Below are 26,114 nucleotides of genomic sequence, written 5' to 3'. Positions count from 1 at the left end.
TGTTAAAAATAAATCAAAAGAGTAAAAATGAGAAAATATAACGCTACTCTATAGTGAGGTTTTAACTCAAATGAAAAAGAACGTAAAACTCAGTTCATTTTATTATGGTTTCCCCGTTTTCCTTGTTACGACGATTGATAATAGCAACGGAGAGGTCAATGTTGCTTCTATATCCTCGTCAATTTCTCTCGGCGATAAAATTATTATTGGTGTCACGAAAGGAAGTAAAACCTACAGTAATTTATTATCCGGATCCGATGTTGTCATCAATATTCCGGATTACAAACTGTGGGAGAAAGTTGAAGAACTGGGCAAGTTGACCGGGAGCGATACACTGTCTGAAGGCCAGATTAAATGGGGCGTTCAGGTCTGCCACGATAAATTCTCCAAGGTCGGTCTTCATACCGAAGCCTCTACCGATATCACGCCGCCTCGGGTGATTGAATGTCCTATTCAGGCGGAATGTAAAACCGTCAGTACGACGGACAAAGGCCGTTTTATTCTTGTCGAACTGGATATTGCTAATGTCTGGGTGGATAGCGAGCTATTAGGGGAAAATGATGTCGTCGATTCATCAAAATGGAAGCCGCTGATCTACAACTTCCGCGAATACGACACCACGGGTGACGCATTAGGTTTTAATTTTAAATACGGGCATTAATATCATAAAGAGAAGGCTGCTCGTTTTCGCAGTCGGTAGCTTTCTCTCGCTCTCTGTTAGAATATGAAAAGTCATTAACGCTTATTGCCGGCGAGCAATCTGTGAAAGTGCGATATAACATGCACTTATCTTGTTGATGCGTTTGCTTCCCTACACTGGGGGATTGTTGGTATAATTCCACTGCCTTCCTTCGTTTTTTCTTTTTTCCCTTCTTTAGTGTTTTTTACTCTGCTTTATTCAGAGGAGAATCGTATGGTTAATATTCCGCAACGCATTGTGCTGACCGGGGGGCCCGGCTCAGGAAAAAGTACGCTTATTGATGCCCTTACTCAACGTGGGTACAGATGCTCAACAGAGGCAGGTAGGGCCATTATCCAGGAGCAGGTTGCTATTGGCGGAAACGCCCTACCGTGGGGAGATCGTGCGGCGTTTGCAGAAATGATGTTGTGTTGGGAAATGCGTTCGTACCACATCGTTGAAGGCAGTGGTACGCCGTGCTTCTTTGATCGCGGACTCCCTGATATTGCAGGCTATCTGAGCCTTTGCGAATTGCCTGTGCCAATACATCTGGAGGAGGCCATACGGCAATTTCGCTATTCTGACCATGTATTTATTGCTCCTCCATGGCGCGAAATTTATGCGCAAGATACAGAGCGAAAACAATCTTTCGAGGAAGCCGAGTTAACATACCGAATTATGCTCAATATATATCAAAAATACGGTTATAAGCTGTGGGTTCTTCCTCGTGTTCCGGTAGATGAGCGCGTTAATTTTGTCCTCGCAACGATGCAGTATATGGGCTCATATAGCCAAAATCCCGCTTAAGTCTCCTTAAGCAGGATTTTGAGTTAGGCAACACAATATATGACTCATTCTTCCCTGAAATACGAGTCAGACGGAATGCGGCATTGCTCTGATAATACGGAGATGTGTGCTGTACAAAAATCGATATAGGCTCTGGCCGTTGAAGAGATGTGCTGTTGCTTTTTGTATACCAGATGCAAAGAAGAATAGGGTAACGGATGCTCCGGCAGCAGCTCAGTTAGCTCTCCTCTTTTGATATATTCAGCAGCAAAAAACGCTGGCAGTTCAGTGATGAAATCCCCGGCAAGGGCGCCAGCCCGTAAATGAAGATAATCATTTACAGTAAAGACAGCTGGGACGTCATAAGCGTGATTGCCCAGCATCCAGACAGGGCGTGCGTCAATAACGGATCCCCAGCCTGCACACGGAAACCGCATCAGGTCAGACGGTTCACGCAAGGGCAGTGAGGCCTTCAGTAACTCCGGGCTGGCAACAAGGATATGGCGAAAATCCATTAAATGTCGTGCAACAACGGAATCATCAGCGATGGTACCTACCCGTAATGCCACATCGACCCCGTCGGATATCAGATCCACTCTTCTCTCGGTGGAATACACGCTTATCGCAATGCGTGGGTATGTTTGCTGAAACTGCCTGATGATTTCCCACCAAGGCTCCATAGACTGGGGAAGTGTCAGCCGTAGTCGTCCGGTGATATGGGGATTATCTGACATCACAGACTGTTCTGCGTCGTTAAGGATATCCATCGCAGAGCTTGCGTGGCTAAGTAATCTTTTCCCTGCCGCCGTCACCCTACAGCCTTTCGCTGTTCGTTCAAGCAGCAGCACCTTGAGCTCTTTTTCCAGATCTTGAATCCTGCGACTTAGGGTCGGCAGCGGGATGTTATTCTCTCGGGCAGCAGCAGTCAGGCTACCGCTTCGGGCGGCCATGACGAACATGTTAAGCGCATTAAGATCCAATATTTCCCCCTCTCAAATATGGAAGGTCTACTTTCATTTTCTGCTCTACATACTAAAGAATTGGCTCAGTAAAATGTATCTGTTTTCAGGCGACAGGCTATTAAAAGCCAAAGGAGCAAGAATTATGCGTAAAACCGCGCTGCAACACTTTGGACGAGATTGCGATTTTCCTAATGTCATTCAGGGACTGCCGACTAAGTTCTCAGATGTGGAAGGTCTGGAGATCGGTTCATTTCAGACAAACGATGGCGTGTCACTTTCCTACTGGAAAGCTGGCAAGGGGACGTTTGGCAATCGTATTTCTCGCTGTTCTGCTGATGTGAATGATTTCTTCACTGCACTTAATATTGAAAAAGCACATCTTTGCGGCTGGTCGATGGGAGCCTCAGTTCTGTGGAGCTACATTATTTGACGCTTCGGCATATCAAAATAAGCGGAAAGAAAATCCAGCAATGCGCGTAGTGCTTTCGACATGAATTGTCTTGACGTGTAAACCCCATAGATGCCCATTTCATGAGATTTGTAATCTGGGAGGAGATGAATCAGCGAACCGTTTTCCAGATGGGGAGCGGCAAGGTACAAGGGCAGCTTTGCGATACCTATTCCTTGCAGTGCCACATCCATCAATACATTACCTTCGTTCGTGGAAAGACTACCGTTAATCGGCACACTGTATAATTCGCTCTGGTGACGAAATTGCCATTCAAATTTAGTAGAATAAACATGGGTAAGACAGTTATGTGCCGTAAGATCTGAAGGATGCTCAGGGGTTCCGTTTTGCGTCAGATAGGCAGCAGAGGCACAAATTACGGTATGACAGGTGGCAAATTTTTTAGCAATTAGGCCCGGCTCAAGATCGCTGGTTATTCGTATGGCCAGATCGATACTGTCTTCTACCAGATTAAGGCGCTGCTCTCCCAATATTAAGTCAATTTTAACAGCAGGATAACGCGCCATATAGGCTGTCAGAGCTGAAGAAAGATGCGTCTGCCATAACCAGCTACTGGCGGTGATGCGTAACAGCCCATTGGGTTCAGTTTCATCAACTTTTGACTCAGCTTCGAGCAACTCAACGCGGTTCAAAACCTCTTTACACTGTAATAGACAGGCCTCTCCGGTCGGAGTCAGGCCAAAACGACGTGTTGTTCGGTGCATTAACCTTGCACCCAGCCAACTTTCCAGCTCGGCCAAGTACCGCGTAACCATTGCCCGTGACATATCGAGTCGCTCTGCGGCGGCGGTCTGGCTTTTGTGCGCTACGACGGTGACAAAAACTTTCATCGCAGTGATCCGATCCATACAACCTCGCAGAATTAAGCTGACATCATCAACAATCGGTATTTATAGGTTGTTTTTATACGCAAAGCAATTGGGCGAAATTGCTCATATACATTAAACCTAGAACCTACGATTTGACTGATTTACGCAACAAATCAGCCACCGCTACGCTGTTTTTTAATACCCCATGAGCCAGTAGACTGAATTCGCCAACTGATTGTTTCACCGGCACCAAGGCATACTTACTCATTATCAGAGGAATAATCATGAAAATTGCACTCGTAGCGCCTACCGGTAAAATTGGGTCTGAAATTGCCAAAGAAGCACTCCGTAAGGGACATGAGCTCATTGGTATTGTCCGCACTCCCCGAAATGCACCGGAAGCACTGAAGGCTGTTGAATTTAAAGTCGTTGATATATTTGATACACACGCTTTCGCTGAAGCAATCAAAGGAGCTGATGTCCTCGCAAGTGCTTATGGCGCACACGGTGATCATATTGACACTGTTACTGAAGCGGCGAAAGCGATTGTGTCGGCTGCACGGGTAGCGGGCATAAAGCGTGTCATTGTTGTTGGTGGTGCTGGCAGCCTTGAGGTTGCACCGGGTTCTAAACTGGTTGATGCACCTTATTTTCCTGAAGACTACAGACCATACGGCCAGGCACACGACAGAGCCTTCCAGATTATCAATAAAGCAAGCGATCTGGAGTGGACATTCTTCTCACCAGCAGCAGAAATCGGTCCGGGTGCCAAGATAGGTCATTATCATGTCGCCGCTAAAACACTGCAAAAAGATACGAAGGGTCAGAGTAGTATTTCTTATCCTGACTATGCTGAAGCTTTTGTGGCAGAAATTGAAAATGGCAACTACGTCAAAAATATTATGACGGTTGCCTATAAATAACCCTGAGTTTTTTATCTTTCCTGGAGATTCCGCGTATCGGCATCTCCAGGCTAAAGGAAAACAGATAGCACAGATTCTTAAATCGAATCGAGATGCACTTTACTGTATAAGACGGCTTCGTACACATCTAACATTCAGAAATGCGTAACCCCGACAGACGGCATCGCCCACCATTCACCCTTGAAAGTGCTCAGGAAAAAGTCCGCCCTGCGGAAGACGTCTGGAATTCACGTAATCCAGAGCGTGTTTCGCTTGCTTATACCCATGATTCATTCTGCCGAAACCGAGGAGAGTTTATCGTCGGGCGCGACGAAGCGGTTCTTTTAGTCGTTAAGAGACATTTGGGGGTCACTCCGTAATCGAACCGGAAAGACCCCAAATCTGACCACCACATTTTCCCGATGCAGAGGGAAAACAGAACGTGCACCGGAAAGATTTTTGCACGTGAAGGCATTGAATAAAATGATAAAAACAAAAATCCCGCTTAAGTTTCCTTAAGCGGGATTTTCTAAATTTGGCTCCTCTGACTGGACTCGAACCAGTGACATACGGATTAACAGTCCGCCGTTCTACCGACTGAACTACAGAGGAATCGTGTGAACGGGGCGCATGATAACGGCGTGTGTCGCGCATGTCAAAGGCGTAAACCACAAAATTGCACTGTTCGGTGAGAGAATGTGCAATCTGCCGATATTTTTGGCAAATACCGGCATTTTATTGCGTCCTGCCATCGCTAGAGGGTATTCAGTGGCGCTTTCTGTTTATCGGAAAACGCATACAGCGGCCCTTTTCCTGACAGCGTAAATAGGGATATCGCGGTAAAGGAGAGGGCAATGCCGCCTAAAATCAGGTAAGTGCCATGAAAACCGATGCTGTCATACATATTGCCAGCAAAGATCGACATGAAAATGATCGATACCTGTTTAAAGAAGCAGAAGCACACCAGATAAATCGTTGCGGAAAAGCGGACTTCAAAGACCGTAGTAATGTATTTGAAGCAGCCAACAATCAGGAACGGCACTTCAAACATGTGCAGCGTTTTCAGCACAATCACTTCCAGCACGGAACTGGCGAAGGCCGAACCAATAATGCGCACGGACATAATCGTCCCAGCGATGAGCAGGGCGTTTTTACCGCCGATACGGTTCACAATCAGCGGTGCGAAAAACATGATGGTGGCATTGAGCAATTCACCCAGCGTGGTGACGTAGCCAAATACTCGCGTTCCTTCTTGTCGGGTCTCGAAAAACGAGGTGAAGAAGTTGGCAAACTGCTGATCGAACACATCATAGGTGCACGACACGCCGACGACATAGAGCGTCAGGAACCAGATTTTGCGTTCTTTTAGCAGTTCGGCTGCCATTTTTAGGTTGAACGGTTTCTGGTTGGAGCCTACCTGATCGGCAACAAGAGCGCTGGAGGAGGCCTCTGGTTTTGCCAGCAGCAACAGGATGGCGAGGATGACGGCGCAACCGGACCCCAGCCAGAAAACAAACTGGTTATTGATGGTAAACATAATACCGACGATAGACGCACAAAGCGCCCAGCCGAGACAGCCAAACAGACGCGCACGGCCAAATTCAAACTGGCTACGGCGGCTGACTTTCTCGATATAGGCCTCAATAGCCGGTGCACCGCCGTTGTTAATGAACCCCAGGTACATCCCGCCGACGATAGAACCTAAAACGATATTGTATTTTAGTAATGGGCCGAAAACATAAATGAAGAACGGAGCAAAAAACACCAGCATTATGGTAATAATCCATAGCAGGTGTTTTCTCAATCCTAATTTATCGGAGAGTAAGCCAAATATCGGTTGAAATAGCAGAGCGAAAAAAGAAATACAGGCGAAGATAATTCCCGTATCGCTTTTACTTATTTGGTTAATATCATGCAGCCAAATAGGGAAGAAGGGGAAGTAAGCCCCCATGATGAAGAAATAGAAAAAGAAAAACAGACCGAATATCCAGAAATTCCTATTATGTAGGTAGTACATGTTGCTTTCTCCGATATGTATAATATCCGCAACGTTTATTTTGATGGCGGATAGATACTTGCTGGATATAAACAGGATGGAAAGAGGCGGTATACCCGCGCTCTTTCGTTGTTTTTTAATACTGTTTTTTCATATCAATACGGCTGGTGATGCTGCATGGCGACGCAATAGTGATAATGCGTCGCCGTGAGTAAATCATCGCGATGAACGCTAGGGCTCCAGGAGTCATCGCCGCCAATTCCCATGTGGAAGCCATCCAGATTGAGCCAAACGCCTTTTTCCTTTTCTAATAAATGATGGTGAGTGCACGTCATTAATTGTGTTAGCCCATAGCGGCTTAACCCAAAGTGGAAGTTTCCGGTGATGGTCCATTTGCCATACGTCAGCGTACGCGTATTGCAGCGCAGCCCGTTTTCCGTTGGGAAAATGTAAGGCGTGTGCAGGTCATCCAGCGGCAGATTCCAGTGGCCATGCTGTGCCGCGAGCTGTCGGTCTGGGTAATTTTCATGAGGCCCAAGCCCGACCCAACTGACCTGAGGCGCGATGTCGGCTAACTGGCAACTCAAGCCCACTCTGGCCAGTGACGGCAGCGTCGTGGCGACATCAACATCGACATCCACGGTCATCACGCCATGTGCGTCAATCTGCCAGCGCTTTTTACTCCGCAACAGGATTTGTCCGGCATGGCGGAATACGTGCTCGGTGACAATGTGCACGGCATCGGCGAGCTGGTCAGCCTGAATCGCAACACACTGCGTCTGTAGTTGATAAAGTCCGGCAGATTTCCAACGTTCGGCCCAGGCGCGTGGATCGATGCGATCGACCTCGCTGATACCGATATCGTTATCCAGCGGGGCCCGAACAAACTGATCCTGCAAAGGGGTTAACAGCGTTGGGGCATCCGCCGTCCACCACTGTTCCAGCCAGCCGCTCTGGCGGTTAAAGCGCCAATGCTGTTCGCCCTGAATAATGTCAAAGTACGCATCGGACGGTTGCAGAACGGGTGGTTTCTTCTGTCCAGAACTCGGTGTCTCTGGAAGATGAAGCGGTGCAGGAAGTTGCCACTGATCCCAGGCACAGCGGTGATTAGCTTCTGACCAGGCGGTGGCTTTAGGCTGTACAACTTCAACATTGAGCCAAAGCTCTCCTGCGCGATCGACTGTGGGAAGGGCTTCCAGCAGCGTCAGTGTCTGGGTAGTCTGTGGAGCGAGCGTCAGCGGTAACGAACCTTCTGCGAGCGTCTTATCATTCAGCGTAATGCACCAGTTCAACTGCTCATTGTCCGTATGGCGAAACAGGTATTCGCTGGTGACACGCAGCTCACACGGCGACTCAGCCTGCCAGGCGAATTGAATGTGCTGCTGTGCCCGCTGGGCTTCATACAGGCTGGGATGCGGGGTGCGATCGGGAAAAAGCAGGCCGTCCAGACAGAACTGGCGATCGTTAGGCATGTCGCCAAAATCTCCGCCGTACGCCCAATAGGCATTGCCTTGCTCGTCGCGTCGGGTCAGTGCTTGATCGACCCAGTCCCAGATAAATCCGCCCTGTAACCGAGGATATTGGTGGAATGCCTGCCAATAGCGTGCGAATCCCCCCAGACTGTTGCCCATCGCGTGTGCATACTCGCAGAGGATGAGGGGCCGATGCTCGTCTGGCATGCTGACCCATTTGGTGATCGACCATTTGGGGACGCTTGGGAAGGGCTGATCTTCATCAACGCGAGCGTACATTGGGCACACAATGTCGGTCGCACGGCTATTCGCGCCGCCGCCTTCGTAATGCACAGGGCGAGTCGGATCGTGGCGTTTGATCCACTGGTAGAGCGCGTCATGGTTTGCGCCGTAGCCGGATTCGTTCCCCAATGACCAGATAATGATGCAGGGATGATTGCGGTCGCGCTGCACCATCCTTGAGACGCGTTCGCTGTAGGCTGGCAGCCAGGCGGGATCGTCCGACAAACGATTCATCGGCTGCATGCCGTGTGTTTCAATGTTCGCTTCATCCACAACATACAGGCCGTAGCGATCGCACAGCCGATACCACAGCGGATGGTTGGGATAATGTGAGCAGCGTACGGCGTTAAAGTTATGCTGCTTCATCAGCATAATATCGCGCCGCATTGTGTCTTCATCCATAACCTGACCGTGCTGTGGATGGTGTTCGTGACGGTTAACCCCGCGGATTAGCAGCGGTTGACCGTTCAGCAGCAGCAGGCCGCTGCGGATTTCAACTTTTCTGAAACCGACATCATAGGCTTCCGCTTCGACTAGCTCGCCTTCTGCCGTTTCCAGTGCGATGACAGCACGATATAGATTCGGCAGTTCGGCGCTCCACAGGTCGGGCTGTGGCACGTCGATGCGGAGAAAAGATTTGTCATGATAGGCACCGCGTTCATCGACAATATTGCTGCCGAATGCCTGCCGCGTACCACCGATGAGCTTATTACCACGCCAAAGCTGTGCGTGGACGCGATGGTTTTTGGCCTCAGCTTCAGAGAGCGTTGCCTTCACCTGAATATCCAGCGTGCCGTGGCGGAAATCGTCGCTGAGCGGCGTAGTGAGCTGGATATCGCTGAGGTGAACCGCTGGTTTATGCAGAAGTGTGACGTCGCGGAAAATACCGCTCATACGCCACATGTCCTGATCTTCCAGATAGCTGCCGTCAGACCAGCGTAGCACCATCACCGCCAGCCGATTCTCGCCGGTTGTCAGATAACGGCCGATATCAAACTCCGCAGGCAGGCGACTATCCTGTGAATATCCCACCCAGTGGCCGTTACACCAGAGATAAAACGCGGAGTTAACGCCATCAAAAATAATCCGGGTTTGTCCGCGACTGATCCAGTCGTGATTGACTTTAAAAGTGAGCGAGTAACAACCTGTGGGATTGTCTTCTGGCACATAGGGTGGGTTGACGGGGATCGGGTATTTTACGTTGGTGTAAATCGGGGTGTCATAGCCCTGTAGCTGCCAATTGGCAGGCACCGGAATGGTATCTGAGTCAGGCAGATCCTGCTGTAACCAGCTTTCCGGTACGGCTTCCGGGCGGGTGAAATAACTAAACGTCCATTCACCATTCAGGCGGCGAAGCCGCTGAGAAGGCTCATCTTGCTGTGCAGCAGCCACGCTGCGCCAGCTGTTAAACTGTGGGTGAGCGGGGAGCCGCTGATAGTGAGTACAGGCTGGATTTTCCCAATCACGCCGGGCAAGGATCTCTTGCAATGTGGCGCGATGGCGTGCTGGATACGGTAAAACAGTATCGCTCATGATGGCTTGGCTCCTGAACGTCTTGAGTCTGTTTCTGTGATTGGATATTTAAATTGTTATCCGCTCACAATTTTTGTTGCTCATAACATATCGACTCGTCAGGGCGAGTAAAGTAGAACGTGACAATAAAGTGGAAGCGATCACAAAGATCGTTTGTAAAATGAGTAGCGATACATCGAACTTGGAAAGCGCTACGCAAGAAATCAACGAGAGATGATAAATAACTTATTGTTTATCATCTTATTTTGTTAGGGTTTGACATCGATGGGGAAAAAGGTGCTGTTGTGTAAAGGGTTACAAGTCGTGTAAGGGGTTACAAACATAAGGAGTTACAAACATAAAGGGTTACAGCCTTTGTAGCTGACGTGTAATGTCCAACAGGTTTTTGGTGAGTTCTTGCAGGGAGGCATGGGTTGATGAATGTACGGCGGTGCTATGGCGTACGATCAGTTCGGTGGGTAACAGCAGTGATGTGCTCTGGGTCGGATCGCGCAGCGTGGCGAGCAAACGAGTGACGCCCTCTTTACCTAATAGCCTGAAATCCTGGCGAATGGTTGTCAGTGGCGGAGTGTAATACGCGCTGTCCTGAGTGTCGTCAAAACCGATCACTGACATCTGCTCCGGTACGCGCAGGCCATACTCGTGCAGCGCACGCAGGACGCCAAGCGCCATTTGATCGTTCGCGACAACAATAGCGGAGACGCGCAGGGATTCTCCCAACAGGGCTAACGTCTGGTGATAACCGGATGCGGCGCTCCAGTCACCGTGTAGCACTGAAGCGGGGGGGAGCTGCTGTTTTTCCAGCTCGGCTAGCCAGCCTTCATAACGCAGACGGGCGGAGATCGACGTCATTGGTCCGGTCAACAGGGCGATGTGTTGATGTCCCAGCTGTACCAGATGCGTGATGGCTAAACGTGCGCCGTGATCGGGGTCGAACATGACGTTGAGTATGTCGGTATGCGGATCGGCATCCATAAACAGGACAGGCGTGTCGGCGCAGGTCTGGCTAATGTGAGCGACTTCATCCGTGGATAGCGGAACATTCACGATAACGCCGCTGACACGCTGAGAAAGCAGGTCGTTAACGGCATTATTGCAGGTGTTGACATCCGGGCTGCTCAGCATGGACATCACGATGTTAATCCCTAGCTGACTGGCGGTGGTCTTAACCGCTGCGGCAATTTGCGAAGGCGCGTGCAGTGACAGATCGGTAGTGACCAGCCCCAGTGTGGTGATGGTTTTTCCTGCCAGCTGCTGTGCAACGCGGTTTGGCGTGTAGTTAAGCGCCGCCATCGCCTGTTCTACTTTACTGCGAGTACGGGATGAAACATGAGGTGCTTGATTCAGCACGCGGGAAACCGTCTGATAGGAAACCCCAGCGTACTCGGCGACATCGTTTAAGGTTATGGGTTTCTGTTTCATAGCGGCTATTCCGTGCGTGATTCTATGCGTAAAAGAGCATCATCATAACAAATCGCACAGGGAATCCGTAACAGGCGTATGTATTCCGACACAATCAAAATAGACCGAAGAGAAACTGAGGTTCGTAGGCGTTTTTAGATGTTTGTAAAAAGTAAAACTGGGAACTGACACTAACGTTCAGACTGATAACAAACCTATGTGCAGAATTAAAACGGGAGTAACGGAATAGAAGAGTAAAGCGTTTGCGCCATGGATGGCGCAATCCGAGCGTACAGGGATGTATTTACAGCGTCTTTACGATCTATCCGTTACTACCGCTCGACGACCTTTGTCCTCAAACCGGGAGCAAGCGCTCCCAGTTTGAGGGATGGTTACTTGATGTTTACTGCTCGGACAACACAAACATGCCGTAAGGGTGGATTTGCAGATAGTAGCTGTCGCCTGGATTCGGCTGAAGCTGGGTTGCGTTAACCTGCAACAGCATCGACTGTCCGTGCCAGTCCACCTGCACTTCGTACTGCGGCCCCATGTAGGCGACCTGCGTGATGGTGCAGCGCTGGCTTTCGTCACCCTGTTGGCTGAGCGTAATGGCTTCCGGGCGAATACCGACTGTCGATTCGCTTAATCCAGCGGCAAAGCCCTGCGGACGCGGAATGAGGTAGCCGTAGATATTCACGCTGTCTGCCGTGAAGGTGGCAGGGAAAATGTTGGCATCTCCCATAAAGCTGGCCATGAAGCGGGAAGCTGGCTGGCGATAAAGCTCCTGCGGCGCACCCAACTGCATGATTTTGCCTTTGTTCATCACGAGAACCATGTCTGATACCGCGAAGGCTTCGCTCTGATCGTGCGTAACATACAGCGAGGTGATGTTGAACTGCTGCTGAAGCTCACGGATTTTCTCACGCATGCTGCGGCGCAGGTTGGCATCAAGGTTACTCAGCGGCTCATCGAACAGCAGAACTTTAGGTTTGAGGATCAGCGCACGCGCCAGAGCGACACGCTGCTGCTGTCCACCAGAAATCTGGTCGACGTAGCGATCTTCAAATCCTGCCAGGTCGACCAGCGCCAGCGCTTCTTTTACGCGCTGATTGATTTCTGCCTTCGGGCGACCGAGCATTTTCAGCCCGTAGCCGATGTTTTCTCCCAGCGACATGTGCGGGAAGAGGGCGTAAGACTGGAACACCATGCAGATATCGCGCTGTTGAATGGAGCGCTCGGTGACGTCTTCGCCATCGATGAAAATCTGGCCTTCTGTCGGTTTTTCCAATCCGGCAACGGCCCGCAGTACCGTGGTTTTACCGCAGCCAGACGGCCCCAGCAGCGTGACCATTTTTCCCTGTGGGATTGCCAGATTCAAATCATCAATGACGGTGTTGTTGCCGAAGCGTTTAGTGATGTGCTTCAGTTCGACAAAGCTTTTTTCAGTATTCAAGGTAATCACTCCGCTTAGGCATTATTCTTGGCTTTCGTGCGGGAAATCCGCGCTTCACCGACCAGATAATCGAACAGGAAAATAATGGCCAGCATGACCACAATCAGGATGGAACCGTAGGCAATCGCCATACCGTATTCACCGTCTTCCACGCGGTTAAGAATGTAAGACGTGGCGACGCGAGTATCCGGTGTAACCAGGAAGATAATGGCGCTGACGGTGGTAATCGCACGTACGAAGCTGTAAATCAGCGCAGACAAAATGGCCGGACGCAGCAGCGGTAGCAGAATATAAAACACCGTGCGCATCGAACCTGCACGCAGGCTGAGTGACGCTTCGTCCAGTGATTTATCCAACTGCCCCAGTCCGGCAATACCCGCACGGATACCAACCGGCACGTTGCGCATCACCATCGACATGATGACGATCACCGCGGTTCCCGTTAAGTAAACCGGCGCGCTGTTAAAGGCCAGGATGTAAGACACACCGGCAACCGTACCCGGCACCGCAAAGCACAGCATGGTGGTGAACTCGATAGCTTTCTTGCCGTAGAACTGCTGGCGCACCACGATGTAGGCGATAAGTAGCCCGAACAGTGCCGTAATCGGTGCGGCGATACCTGCGAACAGCAGCGTATCCAGCAGGGAAGGCCAGGCGCCGTCGCTAAAGCCTTGCCCGAACAGCTTGCTGAAGTTTGCCAGCGTCAGGGTGTAATCCACGCCCCAGTTAACGGTAAAGCTGCCGTAGAAAATGCTGCCGTACAGCAGGACGTTAAAGGCAATCCAGACATAGAGCAGGATGCTGACGATCCACACCAGCGAAACGGGTAGCGGCTGCACATCACCCCGAGAGGATTTACCGGAAATCGTCACGTAGGAGCGTTTACCGATCCACAGATATTGCACGCAGAACACGGCCAGTGAGAACACGAGTAGGACAACGCCGAGCGTACTGGCTGCCTGGTAATCCAGCTGTGCACCAGTGATGTAGAAGTAAATCTGGGTTGCGAGTACGTCGAAGTTGCCGCCCAGCACCAGTGGGTTACTGAAGTCGGCCAGCGACTGGACGATCACGATCAAGAACGAGTTGGCGAGCGCCGGTTTCAGCAAGGGCAGGAAAACCCGCTGAAAGGTTTGATAACGGTTAGCACGCAGGGTGTACGACGCTTCTTCCAATGACGGATGAATGGTCTTCATCGCGCCTTCCAGAATCATAAACGACATTGGCGTGAAGGCGAGCACCTGCGCCAGCCAGATGCCAGTAAAACCGTACAGCCAGTTGGTGTTCGTCAGCCCGAACCAATCCACCATCAGCTCGGTCATGTAACCGGAGCGGCCCATCATCAGCGTCACGCCTAATCCGACAACAAACGGCGGCGTCACGATAGGCAGAATGGAGAAAATGCGGCCGATAATCGCGGAGCGGCGGGCAATACGCGAGGTGTAGATCGCCAGCACCATACCGAAGAAAGTACAGCCGATACCTACAGCAACCGACAGCAGGAATGAGTTCCAGATCACCCGTAAAATGTGCGTCTGACCCAAAATCTGCATAAATGCCAGCGGCGCGAATTCCCCGCTGTCGTTGGTGAACATCGGAATGAAGATAGCGATGCTAGGGTAAAGGATAAAGACGCTAATCAGCGCGATGATGCTGATGAGCGAGCCGATGACGAAGCGATCGCCACCCAGCCAGTCCAGCCGCGATAGCGCCAGCGTAATAATCGCACTCAGCGCGACAAACAGCGCAATAGTGCCATAGCCCATTCCGCGACCTTCCACCGTGGCACTGATGACCACGAAAAGGGCACAGAACAACGCGTAAGCTGCATCAAAACGGTGGCGGCCACGCTGTTCACGACCGGGCGTAATCAGTGGACGTACGAGCAACCCGACTGGGAGCAGGAACCACAGCAGGCTGATATTCAGGCTCGACCAGCTGTAAGCTGCCAGCAGTTCATCGCGTGAGGCATCCAGCAGGCCGTAATCCAGGCTCCACGCTGGCAGCAGCAAAAAGGTTGCTGCAATCAGCGCCAGCCACAGGAAAACGGGATCCCGCTTAGGCGTCGGTGAAAGAGTTAGTGTGTGTGACATGATGGTTCCCTGGTGCGTGCAAGTTTTATAAAGTTGTTTTATGAGATTGAATCGTCACAGGTATTAGGTGGTGAATAATATTGAGTAATGGTTAATTAGCGATGCTGAGAACACGGCGTTAAGCGAAATGCGAGCAAGCCTTGCCGCCGTGTTCCCATTATTTTTCAATCAATAGAAGTCAATGAATCAAGGTCAATGAGTCGAGATTATTGGCCCATTTTGACTTCGTTAACCCACTTGGAAATCAGCTCTTTACGCACGTCTGCTGCACCGTATTTGTCCATGTCGTAGTTGATCAGTTTCAGATCCTGCAACTTCAGAGACAGCGGAGAAGCTTCGGCGGTGGTGTTGGTCAGAATCTGGTAGGACTGACCTTTCTTCCAGGAGAGTTCCTGTGCTTCTTTTGACAGCGCCCAGTCAACGAACAGCTTGGCGTTATCCATATTGCGCGCGCCTTTCAGGATGCTGACGCCGCCAATTTCATAGCCAGTACCTTCACACGGGGAGATCAGCGTCAGCGGTGCACCTTTCTCTTTTTCCAGCGAGTAGTCATGCAGGAAGCCGATGCCGATAGCCGTTTCGCCACGTGCAGCGTTACGTGCCGGGGCAATACCGGATTTGGTGTACTGCGACACGTTGGTATTCAGTTTTTTCAGGTAATCAAAGGCCTGATCCTGCCCCCACAGCTGGGAGAAAGTCGCCAGTGCGGTATAGGCCGTACCGGAACTTTGTGGGTCGGCAATCTGGATTTCGCCTTTGTAGATTGGGTTGGTCAGATCTTTCCAGCACTGTGGAACGGGCAGGTTTTTCTCTTTCAGGCGATCGGTGTTGACGCCGAAGCCGAGAATACCGACGTAAACGGCTGACGAGTAGTTGCCTTTACGTTTTGCGGGATCGCGGAACTGCGGCATGATCTGCTCAAGGTTTTTAGACTGATAAGGTTCCAGCAGATCCATTTCGCCCGCTTGAGATTGCGGATCCAGCGTACCGCCGTACCACACGTCAGCCTGCGGGTTTTTCTTCTCTGCATCGACTTTCGCCAGCGTGCTGCCAGAGCCGTTGCGGATAAAGGAGGTTTTAACGTTGTGTTTCTCACCGAAGGCCTTGGCTTCTTCCTCACAGAAGGCGTTGGTGGCGCTACAGTAAATGACCAGGCGTCCTTCCGCCCGAGCGGTAGTGGTGGTAACAGCAGCAACGGTCAGTCCAGCGGCGATGAGGGTAGTTAAGGTACTCAGTTTCATGATGTTTTCCTTATAGGTATCTATCTGTTGTTATTGCTATTTTGATGTCATCAAACGTTCCCGGCGGCTGACACCTGCCATCAGCAGCGGCATCAATAACAGTCCGATGCAGGCTGAAGCCAACGCCAGCAGAGTAAAAAATCCCGACCATCCGTAGTGTTGCAGCACCTGTGCCAGCGGCCAGCCCGCCAGCGCTGCCCCCAGATAGGCAAACAACGCCAGAAAACCTGTCACCGTGCCTGCGGCATCCTTATGGCTGTATTCCGTCGCAGCCAGACCGATCAACATCTGTGGTCCAAAAACAAAAAAACCGATACTGAAGAAACAGGCCGCGAGCAGTGAATAGTGGTGAATCGGTGCCAGCCACAGCGCGGTCATGGTTAAAAACAGCCCTAATGCAAACAGCAAAATCATCGGTGCGCGTTGACCACGAAACAGCAGGTCCGAACCCCAACCGGCAAACAGCGCCCCCATCAATCCGCCCAGTTCAAACAGCGACAGCGTGGCGTTCGCGCTGAGCAGGTTGAAACCGTGGCTCTCCGACAGCCAGATGTTCCCCCAGTCATTCAGTGCGATGCGAATCAGGTACACCAGAATGTAGGAAAACCCGAGTAGCCAGATGGTACGGTTACGCAAAATCGCATCGCGCAGAATCTGGCGCATTGGCATCGGCGGGCTCTGCTGCTCCTGACGAAGCTCCAGGGCATCGCGCCGCCACTCGCCAACGCTGGGCAATCCCTGCTGTTGCGGTTTATCGCACAGCTGCCAACACAGCCACAGACCAATCACAATGCCGATGATGCCCGGCACCAACAGCGCCGCCTGCCATCCCCATTCGGAGGCCAGATAGCCCGCCAGCAGAGGAACCGCTGCACCGCCGATATTGATCGACGTATTCCAGCATCCCCACCAGAGGCCGCGTTCATTGCGCGAATACCAACTGCTTAGCAGTCTGGCGCAAGGCGGCCACCCCCAGCCTTGAAAGAACCCATTCAGTGCCCAAACAATCAGCAAACCCGTGAGCGACTGGCAGTACATGAACAGAATATTCAGCACGCCGGTAATCATCAGCCCGACACCCATAAACCAGCGCACCTGGCTGCGATCGCACACGATGCCGGAAATAAACTTGGACGCGCCATAACAGAGATAAAACAGCGTCCCTAGCAGACCGATATCGCCTTTGCTTAACCCTAATTCCAACTGCATCACCGGCATGACGAAGTTGATGCTTTTACGCGTCAGGTAAAACGTGGCGTACCCGATGACCATGGAAATCAGCAACCGTGGTCGCCAGTAGCGATAACGCTGGCTGATTTGTGTTGGTGAAAGCTGTCCCGCTGGAAACATGGGTGCCTGCATGGGGTTCTCCGTCGCGTTGAGAGAAGAGTAGGGGGATGTGAATTAAAAAGGATGAGACAAGGTTTTAGGTGGCTAGGAATAATTCCTAGCTAGTCGTCTTTTTGTTTAAATTTTGTGGGCAAGTTAACAATTATGTGCGTACCGCGCGGCGTGGCAGCGTCGCCAATGGTGGCGGCTTTTACCAGCCAGTTGCCACCCAACGCCTGTACGCGTTCCTCGATACCCCGCAGGCCAAAGCCACCGCCTGTCGGATGCGACCGGTCTTGTGCGATGCCCACGCCGTTATCAATAACGTCGAGCGTAATCAGGTCATCCTGTTGGGCAAGCCGAACCGTAATCTGCGTAGCGCTGGCGTGCTTGTTGATGTTGTTAAGCAGTTCCTGCACCAGCCGGTAAAGGGTGAAAACCACTACGTCATCATGCGGAGGCGTGGGGAGCTGATAATCCAGCTGAAACTGAATACCGCGAGCCGAGAAGGCAAATTCATCCGCCAGATGATGCAGCGCTTTATCCAACACCATTTCATCCAGCACCGGTGGACGCAGCTGGCGCAGAAGCTGGCGGGTGGTGTGGTGGATGCGTCGCGACAGCTCGCTGATTTGTCCGGCTGCATGCTGAGCCGCATCGGCTGGCGCGCTGTGTTTCACCAGCATGGCCTGAATCTGAATGGCAGTGATGTTTTGGCCGATGTCATCGTGCAGCTCGCGCGCGATGTCTTTGCGTACGGCCTCTTCGGTGTGGATGATGCGCTCCATGAGTCGCCGCCGGGTTTTCAGTTCCTGCTCCAACTGATGACGATAGCGCTGGAGCCGCTGTGCCAGCTGTTGCTGACGGCTGATCGCGATCCCCAGCCCAATGCCGAGCAGCGCCTGCGTAGAGAGAAAGAGTTCCAGTTCGCGCAGATCGTCGAAGGCACCGCTCACCTGACGCGTGACGGCAATCATCAGACTGCCGAGTACGGCGGAGAGCACGCCGCCTTGCCAGCCGAATTTATACGCCATGACCACGTTAGGCAGAAAAACGAAAATCAGCAGCAGGCGTTCCATCTCGGGTGTGAACGTCATTTGCAGGCAAACGCCAATAGAAAAAAACAGCGAGCACCAAATCAGCAGTGAGGTACGCAGCGGCGGATCGGGGATCTCCTGTGCCAGCAACGTCTGCAAGTGCTGTTGTTTGATGTATTCGTACAGCAGATAGGTGAACGGGATCAGCAGGACGCCGCCGGTAAACGTCGCCAGCAGCGTTTGCGTCAGCTGCGAGTGTAGCCAGGGGCCTATAGCGATGCCGTGCAGAACGGTATTGAGCGTCAGCGCTGCCAGCAATAGCAGAAGCCGTTGCCAATAAAGCGTATAGCGATGCCAGATTTTATGCGTGATGATGGCCGGAATCAGGCTGAGGAACGGAGAAAGTAGCAGCAGCGAACGCGTTATGAGCTGCTCGCTAATAAGCCAGCTCTGAATGGCGATTTCTGCAAGCAGTAAGGTCGGCCAGTATTTACGCGGCAGCAAAATCATCAACGCCAGCCGCAGCCCTTGCGGTAACAGCAGCGCTGCCTGTTGGCCGTTGTTGCTTAAATAGAAACTGATGGTCCACAGCGCGAGCCAAATCAGGCTATAGAAAAAGGCCAGAAACAGCGTCATGCCGATGATGTGCAGGCGACGCATGATTTACTTCCCAGCCAGCAGTTGGTGTTGCAGTGCAAAGTGCACCAGTTCTACCGTGGATTCACACTGTAACTTACTGAGAATATTGGCACGGTGAACGTGAACGGTCTTATGGCTGAGTTCGAGCTGTTCAGCGATGCTTTTTACACTAATTCCGTTGATCAGCAGGCTGAATATTTCCCGCTCGCGCGGGGTCAGCGCCAGCAGCTCTTTCGGTGGCTGCTGCTGATGGCGAATGGCGTGCAGCGCATCGGCACACAGATAAAGGCCACCGCTGCTGACCACGCGAACGGCCTGAACTAACTCTTCCGGGCCACAGCGCTTCGTGAGATAGCCGCCTGCACCCGCATCCAGCGCGCTTTGTACAAATGCGGTGGTGTCATAGATGCTCAGAATAATGGCGCGAAAATTAGGACGCTGTTGACGCAGGCGGGTTAATAGCGACAGGCCGCTTTCATCCGGCATGGCGATATCAATCACGGCAACGTCAATCGGCTGTTTGAGTAGATGAGGCCACGCCTGCGCCGCCGAAGCATATTGTCCAACAACCTGAATGTCATTTTCTAATGTCAGAAGCTGTGCAAAGCCAGACCGTACAACGATGTGATCGTCAACCAAAGCCACATTAATCATGGTTTCGCCGTGTGAATTCAAGGTCATCAAAACGTCATAATGCGGGGGAATCAAGAGGCGAGCAATAGCAGATAGGTAAAATGGAATCGGCTTAACAGATATCCCCGTCATACTTCAAGCTGCTTGTGCGTTGGCTGCCCTTACTCACCCCAGTCACTTACCTGAGTAAGCTCCTGGGGATTCGCGCGGTTGCCGCCTTCACGCAACTTGAATTATTTAGGGGATATACAGTTCTATTTATTGTTTAAATGATGAAAAGCATATTGATAGAACGCGGAGTTATTTGACTCGGTTAATCGAGGAACATACTGTTTTTCTCTTTAACTCCATGTGGTTACAAACCAATGGAGTTGTACATCAATGTATTTACGATATCAGGGAATCAGAGTGATGACGAAATGGCGTATAGCGCTGGTGGCGGGAATGGTCACGGCGGCGATGGCGTTGACGGCATGCGATAGCGCAAGCAATTCTGCCAACCACATTAAAGTCGGTGTGATTAACGGTGCGGAACAGGATGTCGCTGACGTCGCGAAGAAAGTGGCAAAAGAGAAATATGGTCTGGATGTCGAACTGGTGGGGTTCAGCGGTTCGCTATTACCGAACGAGGCAACGGATAAAAGCGATTTGGACGCGAATGTCTTTCAACATCGTCCTTTTCTGGAACAGCAAAACCGCGAACACGGTTATAAGCTGGTGGCGGTAGGAAATACCTTCGTTTTCCCGATGGCGGGTTATTCGAAGAAGATTAAAAGTATCAACGATCTGAAAGCTGGCGACACCATCGCGATTCCGTTCGATCCTACGAATCTGGGACGCGCGCTGTTATTACTGGAAAAAACCGGATTAATTACGCTGAAGCCTGATACGGGCTTATTACCGACGGTGCTGGATATTACGACCAACACGCACAACCTGCGTATTATGGAAGTGGAAGGGGCACAGTTGCCGCGTTTGCTGGACGATCCGCAAGTGACCGTAGCGATTATTAGCACGACCTATATTCAGCAAACTGGCTTAACGCCAACGAAAGACGGTATTTTTATTGAGGATAAAGAGTCACCGTATGTGAATATTATTGTGACTCGTGAAAATAATAAAGAGGCGGGAAACGTCAAGAAATTTATTCAGGCCTATCAGTCTGATGAAGTTGAACAGGCGGCTAATCGTATTTTTAACGGCGGGGCAGTGAAAGGCTGGTAGTAATAATTATTAGATTGTTATTATGCCGCCTCTTTTATTATAGAGGTGGCAGATTATTAATTAAAAATGAATTATTCGCAGGGTTTGTTTTTTATTAAACTCGATTAATAAGTTTAATGAATTCCCTTCTATACACTCTGTAATTGTCGAAGGCGTGTTATTTATTTTTATTAAGTAATACACCGGATGACATAACTATTCACTAATTGTAAAGAGGGAAATTTATGGCTTATCCAACAACAAACCTTAATGGGATTATTGGTTTTGCAAAAGCGGCAAATGTTACCGGAGGAACAGGTGGTAAAGTTGTTACGGTAAACTCTCTGGCCGATTTTAAATCTGCTGTGAGCGGTTCAGCAAAAACCATTGTAGTGCTGGGCGCATCGCTGAAAGCATCAGCACTGACCAAAGTGGTGTTTGGCAGCAATAAAACCATCGTCGGTTCTTTCGGTGGTGCTAATGTACTGACCAATATCCACCTGCGTGCTGAGAGCAACTCATCCAACGTCATTTTCCAGAATCTGGTTTTTAAACATGATGTTGGCATCAAAGATAATGACGATATCCAGCTGTATTTGAACTACGGTAAGGGATATTGGGTGGATCACTGTTCATGGCCTGGGCATACGTGGAGTGATAACGACGGTAGCCTCGATAAACTGATTTATATCGGTGAGAAGGCGGATTACGTCACGATCAGTAACTGCTTATTCTCAAACCATAAATATGGCTGCATCTTCGGCCATCCGGCAGATGATAATAACAGTGCTTACAATGGCTATCCGCGTTTGACTATTTGTCATAACTATTACGAAAACATTCAGGTGCGTGCACCCGGCCTGATGCGTTATGGTTATTTCCACGTGTTTAACAACTACGTCAATAAATTCAGCCTGGCCTTTACGGTCGCGCAGAATGCCAATGTACTTTCTGAGCGTAACGTATTTGGCTCCGGTGCGGAAAAGAAAGGAATGGTTGACGATAAAGGCAATGGTTCAACCTTTACGGATAATGGCAGTTCACCGGCGGCTGTGGCAAGTAAATCGCCTGCGGCTAAATGGACGGCGTCATCTAACTATTCATACAGTTTGATGAGCACCTCTGCGGCGAAATCCTGGGTGGTTGCTAATTCCGGCGCGCAAAACAGTGCGCTGAAATTCCCGTCATAATCACGGAACGGTTATTTATCTTCGTTCTTGCATACGCAATATTATGAATTGATATTCATTAGATATTAAGTGTATTACACGATGCCACTCGGCAGAAGTATTCATGCCGAGTGGCATATTTATTGGGATATCTTTATTAAAGAATTAAGCGGCAATATCATTTCTCGGGCTGTGGGTAAAATACCACTCGACCGTTTTCTTAATTAACTCTTCCGTTGCATCGACATAGTGCTGTGGTGACGTTTTGACTTCCTGCTCGAGAATCAGGGGAAGCTCGGTACAACCCAGAATAATTTTCTCAACGCCAGCCTGCAACAGGCGATCTTTTACCGGTGACAATAGGCTATAGGCTCTGTCGATATCACCGGATTTATACGCGTAGATGCTTTCCATTACCTGGTGTTGGTCTGCATCATCCGGCGTGTAGCACTCAATATTATCGGTAATCAGATTGTCCTGATAAATTCTTGCTTTCACCGTCGCCGTCGTTGCCAATAGGCCAACGCGTGTGGTGTTGGCATTCTTAATCGCCTGACAGGTCACATCAATAATGCTGATCATTTCTGCACGGCACTGCTTTTTTAAGTCATTAAACCAATAGTGCGCGGTATTGCACGGGATAATGATGCATTCAGCGCCCGCGTTTTCGAGAATTTTCATATATTGCACCATTTTATCCAGCGGTGACGCGCTGTGCTGGAGAATGCATTTCGTTCTATCAGGGATATCAGGAATAGACACCGCAATCATCGGAATATGGTCTTGATCCCGATACGCTGGCGTGTTTTTGATCAGTTTTTGCATCGCATCGACGGTAGCACCCGGCCCCATACCACCAAGAATTCCCACGAGACTGTTCATGCTGTTAACCCTGTAGCATTATGAAATTAAAAGGATAATCGCATACTGTTTGGCAATGTGAATTGCTAAATTCCCATCTACTATGTGAGATTTGCATAACTATTAGCATGCCTATGCTTTTATTAGTTTTAACGGTGTATAGTGGGCAGCAGCTTTATTGGCAATGTAGGTCGTTGGCAGATATAGAACGTTGGCATAGGGAACGAAAATATGACGCTGCGCGTTTTGAGTGAGGGGTGATGCTGAATAATATCGAAACCAAGTGGCTGTATGATTTTATCGTGCTGGAAGAACACCGGAGTTTTACGCTGGCTGCCGAGAAGCGGAATATTTCTCAGTCCTCATTCAGTCGGCGAATTCAGGCGCTGGAAGCGGCGGTTGGCTTTGATATTTTCGACCGTAGCGCGTTGCCGCTACAGTTAACCGAGCAGGGGCGCGTGTTCCACGCCTATATCCGCAATACGCTGGATGATTTGGAGTATCAACTCAATAAGCTGCACGGCGGGGACAATTACAAGAATAAGATCACCATCGCCGCGGCGCATTCGCTGTCGGTCTTCATCATGCCGGAGCTGTTAAAAGACGTGCCGGATCCGCAGGAAAAAATCTTCTATGTCGAATCGATCGATGTCGATGAAGCGGTGCTGAATCTCAAAGAAGGGCGCAGTGACTTCATTTTCTCATTCTACAATGAGGATCTGATGGGAGAGCCCTTCATGCACGAGAAGATCCTGGAATCCCGGCTTTATCCGGTCTGCGCGTGTGATAGTGCGGGGAAGCCGCTGTTTGATGTCAGCGCCTCATCGGTGCCGCTACTCAACTATACCGAGACGAGCTACATGGGGCGTCAGGTCAGCCGCTACTTATCCAGCGTCGACAGCGATAAGTTTACGGTCAATTTCGTCTCTTCCATGAGCGACTTGCTCAAACGTATGACGAAGAAAGGTTATGGTATTGCCTGGCTGCCGGACTATTCCATTCAGGAAGAGCTGAAAAACAAAGAGCTGACGATCCTGAGCATGGAAAATGCCGTGATCCGCATGGGCGTTTATCTATATCGCCTCGATGCGCGATTGAACGTGGCTTCTGAGAAATTCTGGCGCTACATGAAAGGGCTGTCATCAGCATCTGGGCTATAAACGTCGTGACTGCGTTGGCAGTGCAACGAGAGATAAAAAAATAGCGGCCCGAAGGCCGCTATAGATGACGTATTCACTCAGCATTAGCTATTTTGCGTAGCCTGCTGAGGTTCCTTATAGGCGACGACTTCGTCGGTAGCCTCTACATTTTCATCATCATCGTGGATGTCTTTTTCCAGACTGGCCACAACGGCGGTAGAGATACTGTTACCGATGACGTTAGTTGCAGTACGGCCCATATCCAGGAACTGGTCGATACCGATGATCAGCAGGATACCGGCTTCCGGCAGGCTGAACATCGGCAGCGTTGCGGCAACCACCACGATAGAGGCACGCGCTACGCCTGCCATCCCTTTACTGGTGATCATCAGCGTCAGCAGGATCAGGATTTGTTCAGTAACGCTCAGGTCGATGTTGTAAGCCTGTGCGATAAACAGAATCGCAAAGGACTGGTACATCATAGAACCGTCGAGGTTGAACGAGTAACCGAGCGGCAGCACAAAGCTGGTGACTTTTTTCGGCACGCCGAATTTGGTCAGCGCTTCCATGGTTTTCGGATAAGCCGATTCACTGCTCGCCGTGGCGAAAGCCAGCATGGTAGGTTCACGAATCAGCTTCGCCAGTCTAACGATACCTTTGCCCAGGAACAGGTAGCCAACCAGGAACAGAACGCCCCACAGTACGCCCAGACCGAGGTAGAACTCACCGATCAGTTTACCGAAGTCGTAAAGCAGACCCAGACCTTGCGTGGTAATTGCGGAAGCGATTGCGGCAAAGACAGCAATAGGAGCCAGCGCCATCACGTAGTCGGTCACGCGGAACATCACTTTGGTCAGTTCTTCGATCATGGAGATGATCGTGGTTGCGTGCTTGTTTTTGCCTTTTACATAGGCAAGCGCGGAGCCGAAGAACAGAGAGAACACCAGAATTTGCAGGATCTCATTGTTCGCCATCGCTTCGACGATACTTTTCGGGAAGATATGGCTGATGAAGCTCTTAAGCGTAAAGCTGTCAGTGTTCAGACCTGTCGCAACGTGCTGTGCGGGGATTTCGAGATTCATGCCTGCGCCAGGTTGGAACAGGTTGGCGAAGACCATACCGATGAGCAGGGAAATGAACGAAGCGCTGACAAACCAGATCATCGCTTTCATACCGATACGACCAACGGCAGAAGAGTTTCCTCCCATGCTTGCCAGGCCGGAAACCAGCGTAGCGAAGACCAGTGGCGCGATGATCATTTTAATCAGGCGCAGGAAGATATCGGTAACCATGTTGAAATAAGATGCGACTTCTTTTGCTCGACTGCCGTCAAGATATTGATGGCAAGCCCAGCCGATTAATATTCCCAGGACGATAGCCAAGACTATCTGTACAAGTAACTTCTGCCTTTGCATATAAACCTCATGTTGATGAATTGATTCAGACAACACAATATTATTGCCAGCGTGATGGCTGGTGTTTTCCCTGAATACACCAATCCCTCACCCGAACCTGTTATTGGGGTGTTGTGTCTGCCCGCCGATATTACAACGATTCTTGCTTTTTACATTTTTTTTCTGCGGATTGTTATGTAATTGTGATCCTTGTCATGCGAAAAATGCATGTCCATGTCGCTTGTAATGATAAATAGGGATGTGATACGCAGATTGCGTAAATCGTGAAATTTTTATTAATTCATTATTAAACAGTAACTTATTTCGGTTTCTCGCGGGTAAAGGTAGATGGAATAAGGTGTTGAAGTAGTGTTGCTAATGACAGGTGGCTATACATCAATAAAACAGATGGTGAATTACTTAAAGATTAAGTAAAAATAAAAGTACAATTAACGAAAACTTTATATACATGCCATTTTATAAAAATATTAATTTTTTAATTATTTAAAACGTGACTTTGTTTTATGCTATAGGTTTCGCTTTTCTTGTTGTTGATGGGAAGTTTAATTATTGTTCTATGTGTTTCTGTTTGTAACTAATTGGGCGTTTAGGGTGTTTAAAATGGTGTTTTT

The 26,114-nt window shown here is 50.0% G+C and carries 21 protein-coding genes and 1 tRNA gene; 8 read left to right on the top strand and 14 right to left on the bottom strand.

Translation table 11 applies throughout. The features are described 5' to 3' along the window. The first annotated feature begins 70 nt into the window (after positions 1-70). Together MYB54_RS14605 and MYB54_RS14600 are read left to right on the top strand one after the other, a co-directional pair. Positions 71-661, top strand: a complete 591-nt coding sequence (locus MYB54_RS14605) for a flavin reductase family protein (protein ID WP_039468291.1) — start codon at positions 71-73, stop codon at positions 659-661. A gap of 252 nt (positions 662-913) precedes the next feature. Then, positions 914-1,486 carry an AAA family ATPase gene (locus MYB54_RS14600; RefSeq protein ID WP_248720972.1) on the top strand — a complete coding sequence of 191 codons (573 nt, stop codon included), beginning with the start codon at positions 914-916 and terminating at the stop codon, positions 1,484-1,486. Positions 1,487-1,530: 44 nt separating this feature from the next. Here MYB54_RS14600 and MYB54_RS14595 read toward each other — a convergent pair whose 3' ends face one another. Next, complete coding sequence (locus MYB54_RS14595; RefSeq protein ID WP_248720971.1) at positions 1,531-2,445, bottom strand: LysR family transcriptional regulator; 915 nt, start codon at positions 2,443-2,445, stop codon at positions 1,531-1,533. 124 nt (positions 2,446-2,569) lie between these two features. Here MYB54_RS14595 and MYB54_RS14590 point away from each other — a divergent pair, with 124 nt between their 5' ends. After that, positions 2,570-2,857, top strand: coding sequence for an alpha/beta fold hydrolase (locus tag MYB54_RS14590; protein ID WP_248720970.1), 288 nt, complete (start codon positions 2,570-2,572; stop codon positions 2,855-2,857). Here the strand turns inward: MYB54_RS14590 and MYB54_RS14585 are convergent. Continuing rightward, complete coding sequence (locus tag MYB54_RS14585; protein ID WP_248720969.1) at positions 2,845-3,744, bottom strand: LysR family transcriptional regulator; 900 nt, start codon at positions 3,742-3,744, stop codon at positions 2,845-2,847. The two genes, MYB54_RS14590 and MYB54_RS14585, sit on opposite strands and share 13 nt — an antisense overlap. 245 nt (positions 3,745-3,989) lie before the next feature. Between MYB54_RS14585 and MYB54_RS14580 the strand changes: the two genes are divergently transcribed. Together MYB54_RS14580 and MYB54_RS14575 are read left to right on the top strand one after the other, a co-directional pair. After that, on the top strand, positions 3,990-4,628 hold the full coding sequence (locus MYB54_RS14580; protein WP_010281471.1) for an NAD(P)-dependent oxidoreductase: 639 nt from the start codon (positions 3,990-3,992) through the stop codon (positions 4,626-4,628). 140 nt (positions 4,629-4,768) lie between these two features. Next, complete coding sequence (locus MYB54_RS14575) at positions 4,769-4,987, top strand: DUF1348 family protein (protein WP_206555827.1); 219 nt, start codon at positions 4,769-4,771, stop codon at positions 4,985-4,987. 156 nt (positions 4,988-5,143) lie between these two features. On the opposite strand, the gene MYB54_RS14570 is transcribed toward MYB54_RS14575, so the two are convergent. The 10 genes from MYB54_RS14570 to MYB54_RS14525 form a co-directional block, all read right to left on the bottom strand. Beyond that, positions 5,144-5,219: transfer RNA gene (locus MYB54_RS14570), tRNA-Asn, on the bottom strand. A 142-nt stretch (positions 5,220-5,361) separates the two neighbouring features. Further along, the gene (locus tag MYB54_RS14565) at positions 5,362-6,624 is read right to left on the bottom strand and encodes an MFS transporter (RefSeq protein ID WP_039500299.1); all 1,263 of its coding nucleotides are present in this window, start codon (positions 6,622-6,624) and stop codon (positions 5,362-5,364) included. Positions 6,625-6,758: 134 nt separating this feature from the next. Further along, entirely contained in the window at positions 6,759-9,890 is a 3,132-nt protein-coding gene (locus MYB54_RS14560) for a beta-galactosidase (RefSeq protein WP_248720968.1), read from the bottom strand. Between the two features lie 345 nt (positions 9,891-10,235). After that, positions 10,236-11,312 carry a LacI family DNA-binding transcriptional regulator gene (locus MYB54_RS14555; protein ID WP_205569458.1) on the bottom strand — a complete coding sequence of 359 codons (1,077 nt, stop codon included), beginning with the start codon at positions 11,310-11,312 and terminating at the stop codon, positions 10,236-10,238. 382 nt (positions 11,313-11,694) lie between these two features. Continuing rightward, on the bottom strand, positions 11,695-12,753 hold the full coding sequence (fbpC, locus tag MYB54_RS14550; protein WP_039320346.1) for a ferric ABC transporter ATP-binding protein: 1,059 nt from the start codon (positions 12,751-12,753) through the stop codon (positions 11,695-11,697). Positions 12,754-12,758: 5 nt separating this feature from the next. Beyond that, a complete protein-coding gene (locus MYB54_RS14545; RefSeq protein WP_248720967.1) occupies positions 12,759-14,837 on the bottom strand; it encodes an ABC transporter permease in 2,079 nt (692 codons plus the stop codon). A 206-nt stretch (positions 14,838-15,043) separates the two neighbouring features. Further along, positions 15,044-16,078: an ABC transporter substrate-binding protein gene (locus tag MYB54_RS14540; protein ID WP_014914786.1), complete on the bottom strand. Its 1,035-nt coding sequence runs from the start codon at positions 16,076-16,078 to the stop codon at positions 15,044-15,046. Between the two features lie 36 nt (positions 16,079-16,114). After that, positions 16,115-17,440, bottom strand: coding sequence for an MFS transporter family glucose-6-phosphate receptor UhpC (uhpC, locus tag MYB54_RS14535; RefSeq protein ID WP_014914787.1), 1,326 nt, complete (start codon positions 17,438-17,440; stop codon positions 16,115-16,117). An 89-nt stretch (positions 17,441-17,529) separates the two neighbouring features. Continuing rightward, positions 17,530-19,104 (bottom strand): MASE1 domain-containing sensor histidine kinase, encoded by a 1,575-nt coding sequence (locus MYB54_RS14530; protein WP_248720966.1) that lies wholly within the window; start codon positions 19,102-19,104, stop codon positions 17,530-17,532. A gap of 3 nt (positions 19,105-19,107) precedes the next feature. Further along, positions 19,108-19,737, bottom strand: a complete 630-nt coding sequence (locus MYB54_RS14525) for a response regulator transcription factor (protein ID WP_010285873.1) — start codon at positions 19,735-19,737, stop codon at positions 19,108-19,110. Positions 19,738-20,127: 390 nt separating this feature from the next. On the opposite strand from MYB54_RS14525, the gene MYB54_RS14520 reads away from it, so the two are divergent. After that, a complete protein-coding gene (locus tag MYB54_RS14520; RefSeq protein WP_305883895.1) occupies positions 20,128-20,940 on the top strand; it encodes a MetQ/NlpA family lipoprotein in 813 nt (270 codons plus the stop codon). 224 nt (positions 20,941-21,164) lie between these two features. Next, positions 21,165-22,109 carry a pectate lyase family protein gene (locus MYB54_RS14515; protein ID WP_233989840.1) on the top strand — a complete coding sequence of 315 codons (945 nt, stop codon included), beginning with the start codon at positions 21,165-21,167 and terminating at the stop codon, positions 22,107-22,109. Between the two features lie 144 nt (positions 22,110-22,253). On the opposite strand, the gene cuyB is transcribed toward MYB54_RS14515, so the two are convergent. After that, the gene (gene cuyB, locus MYB54_RS14510; RefSeq protein ID WP_233989842.1) at positions 22,254-22,970 is read right to left on the bottom strand and encodes a cysteate racemase; all 717 of its coding nucleotides are present in this window, start codon (positions 22,968-22,970) and stop codon (positions 22,254-22,256) included. Between the two features lie 239 nt (positions 22,971-23,209). Between cuyB and hypT the strand changes: the two genes are divergently transcribed. After that, a complete protein-coding gene (hypT, locus tag MYB54_RS14505; protein ID WP_010285882.1) occupies positions 23,210-24,109 on the top strand; it encodes a hypochlorite stress DNA-binding transcriptional regulator HypT in 900 nt (299 codons plus the stop codon). 83 nt (positions 24,110-24,192) lie between these two features. Here hypT and MYB54_RS14500 read toward each other — a convergent pair whose 3' ends face one another. Further along, entirely contained in the window at positions 24,193-25,503 is a 1,311-nt protein-coding gene (locus tag MYB54_RS14500; RefSeq protein ID WP_039500312.1) for a dicarboxylate/amino acid:cation symporter, read from the bottom strand. Between the last annotated feature and the right edge of the window lie 611 nt (positions 25,504-26,114).

The sequence above is a fragment of the Pectobacterium nicotianae genome (genome assembly GCF_023272715.1).
In the GTDB taxonomy this organism is placed as follows: domain Bacteria; phylum Pseudomonadota; class Gammaproteobacteria; order Enterobacterales; family Enterobacteriaceae; genus Pectobacterium; species Pectobacterium brasiliense.
This window is presented reverse-complemented; position numbering and strand designations above follow the sequence as displayed.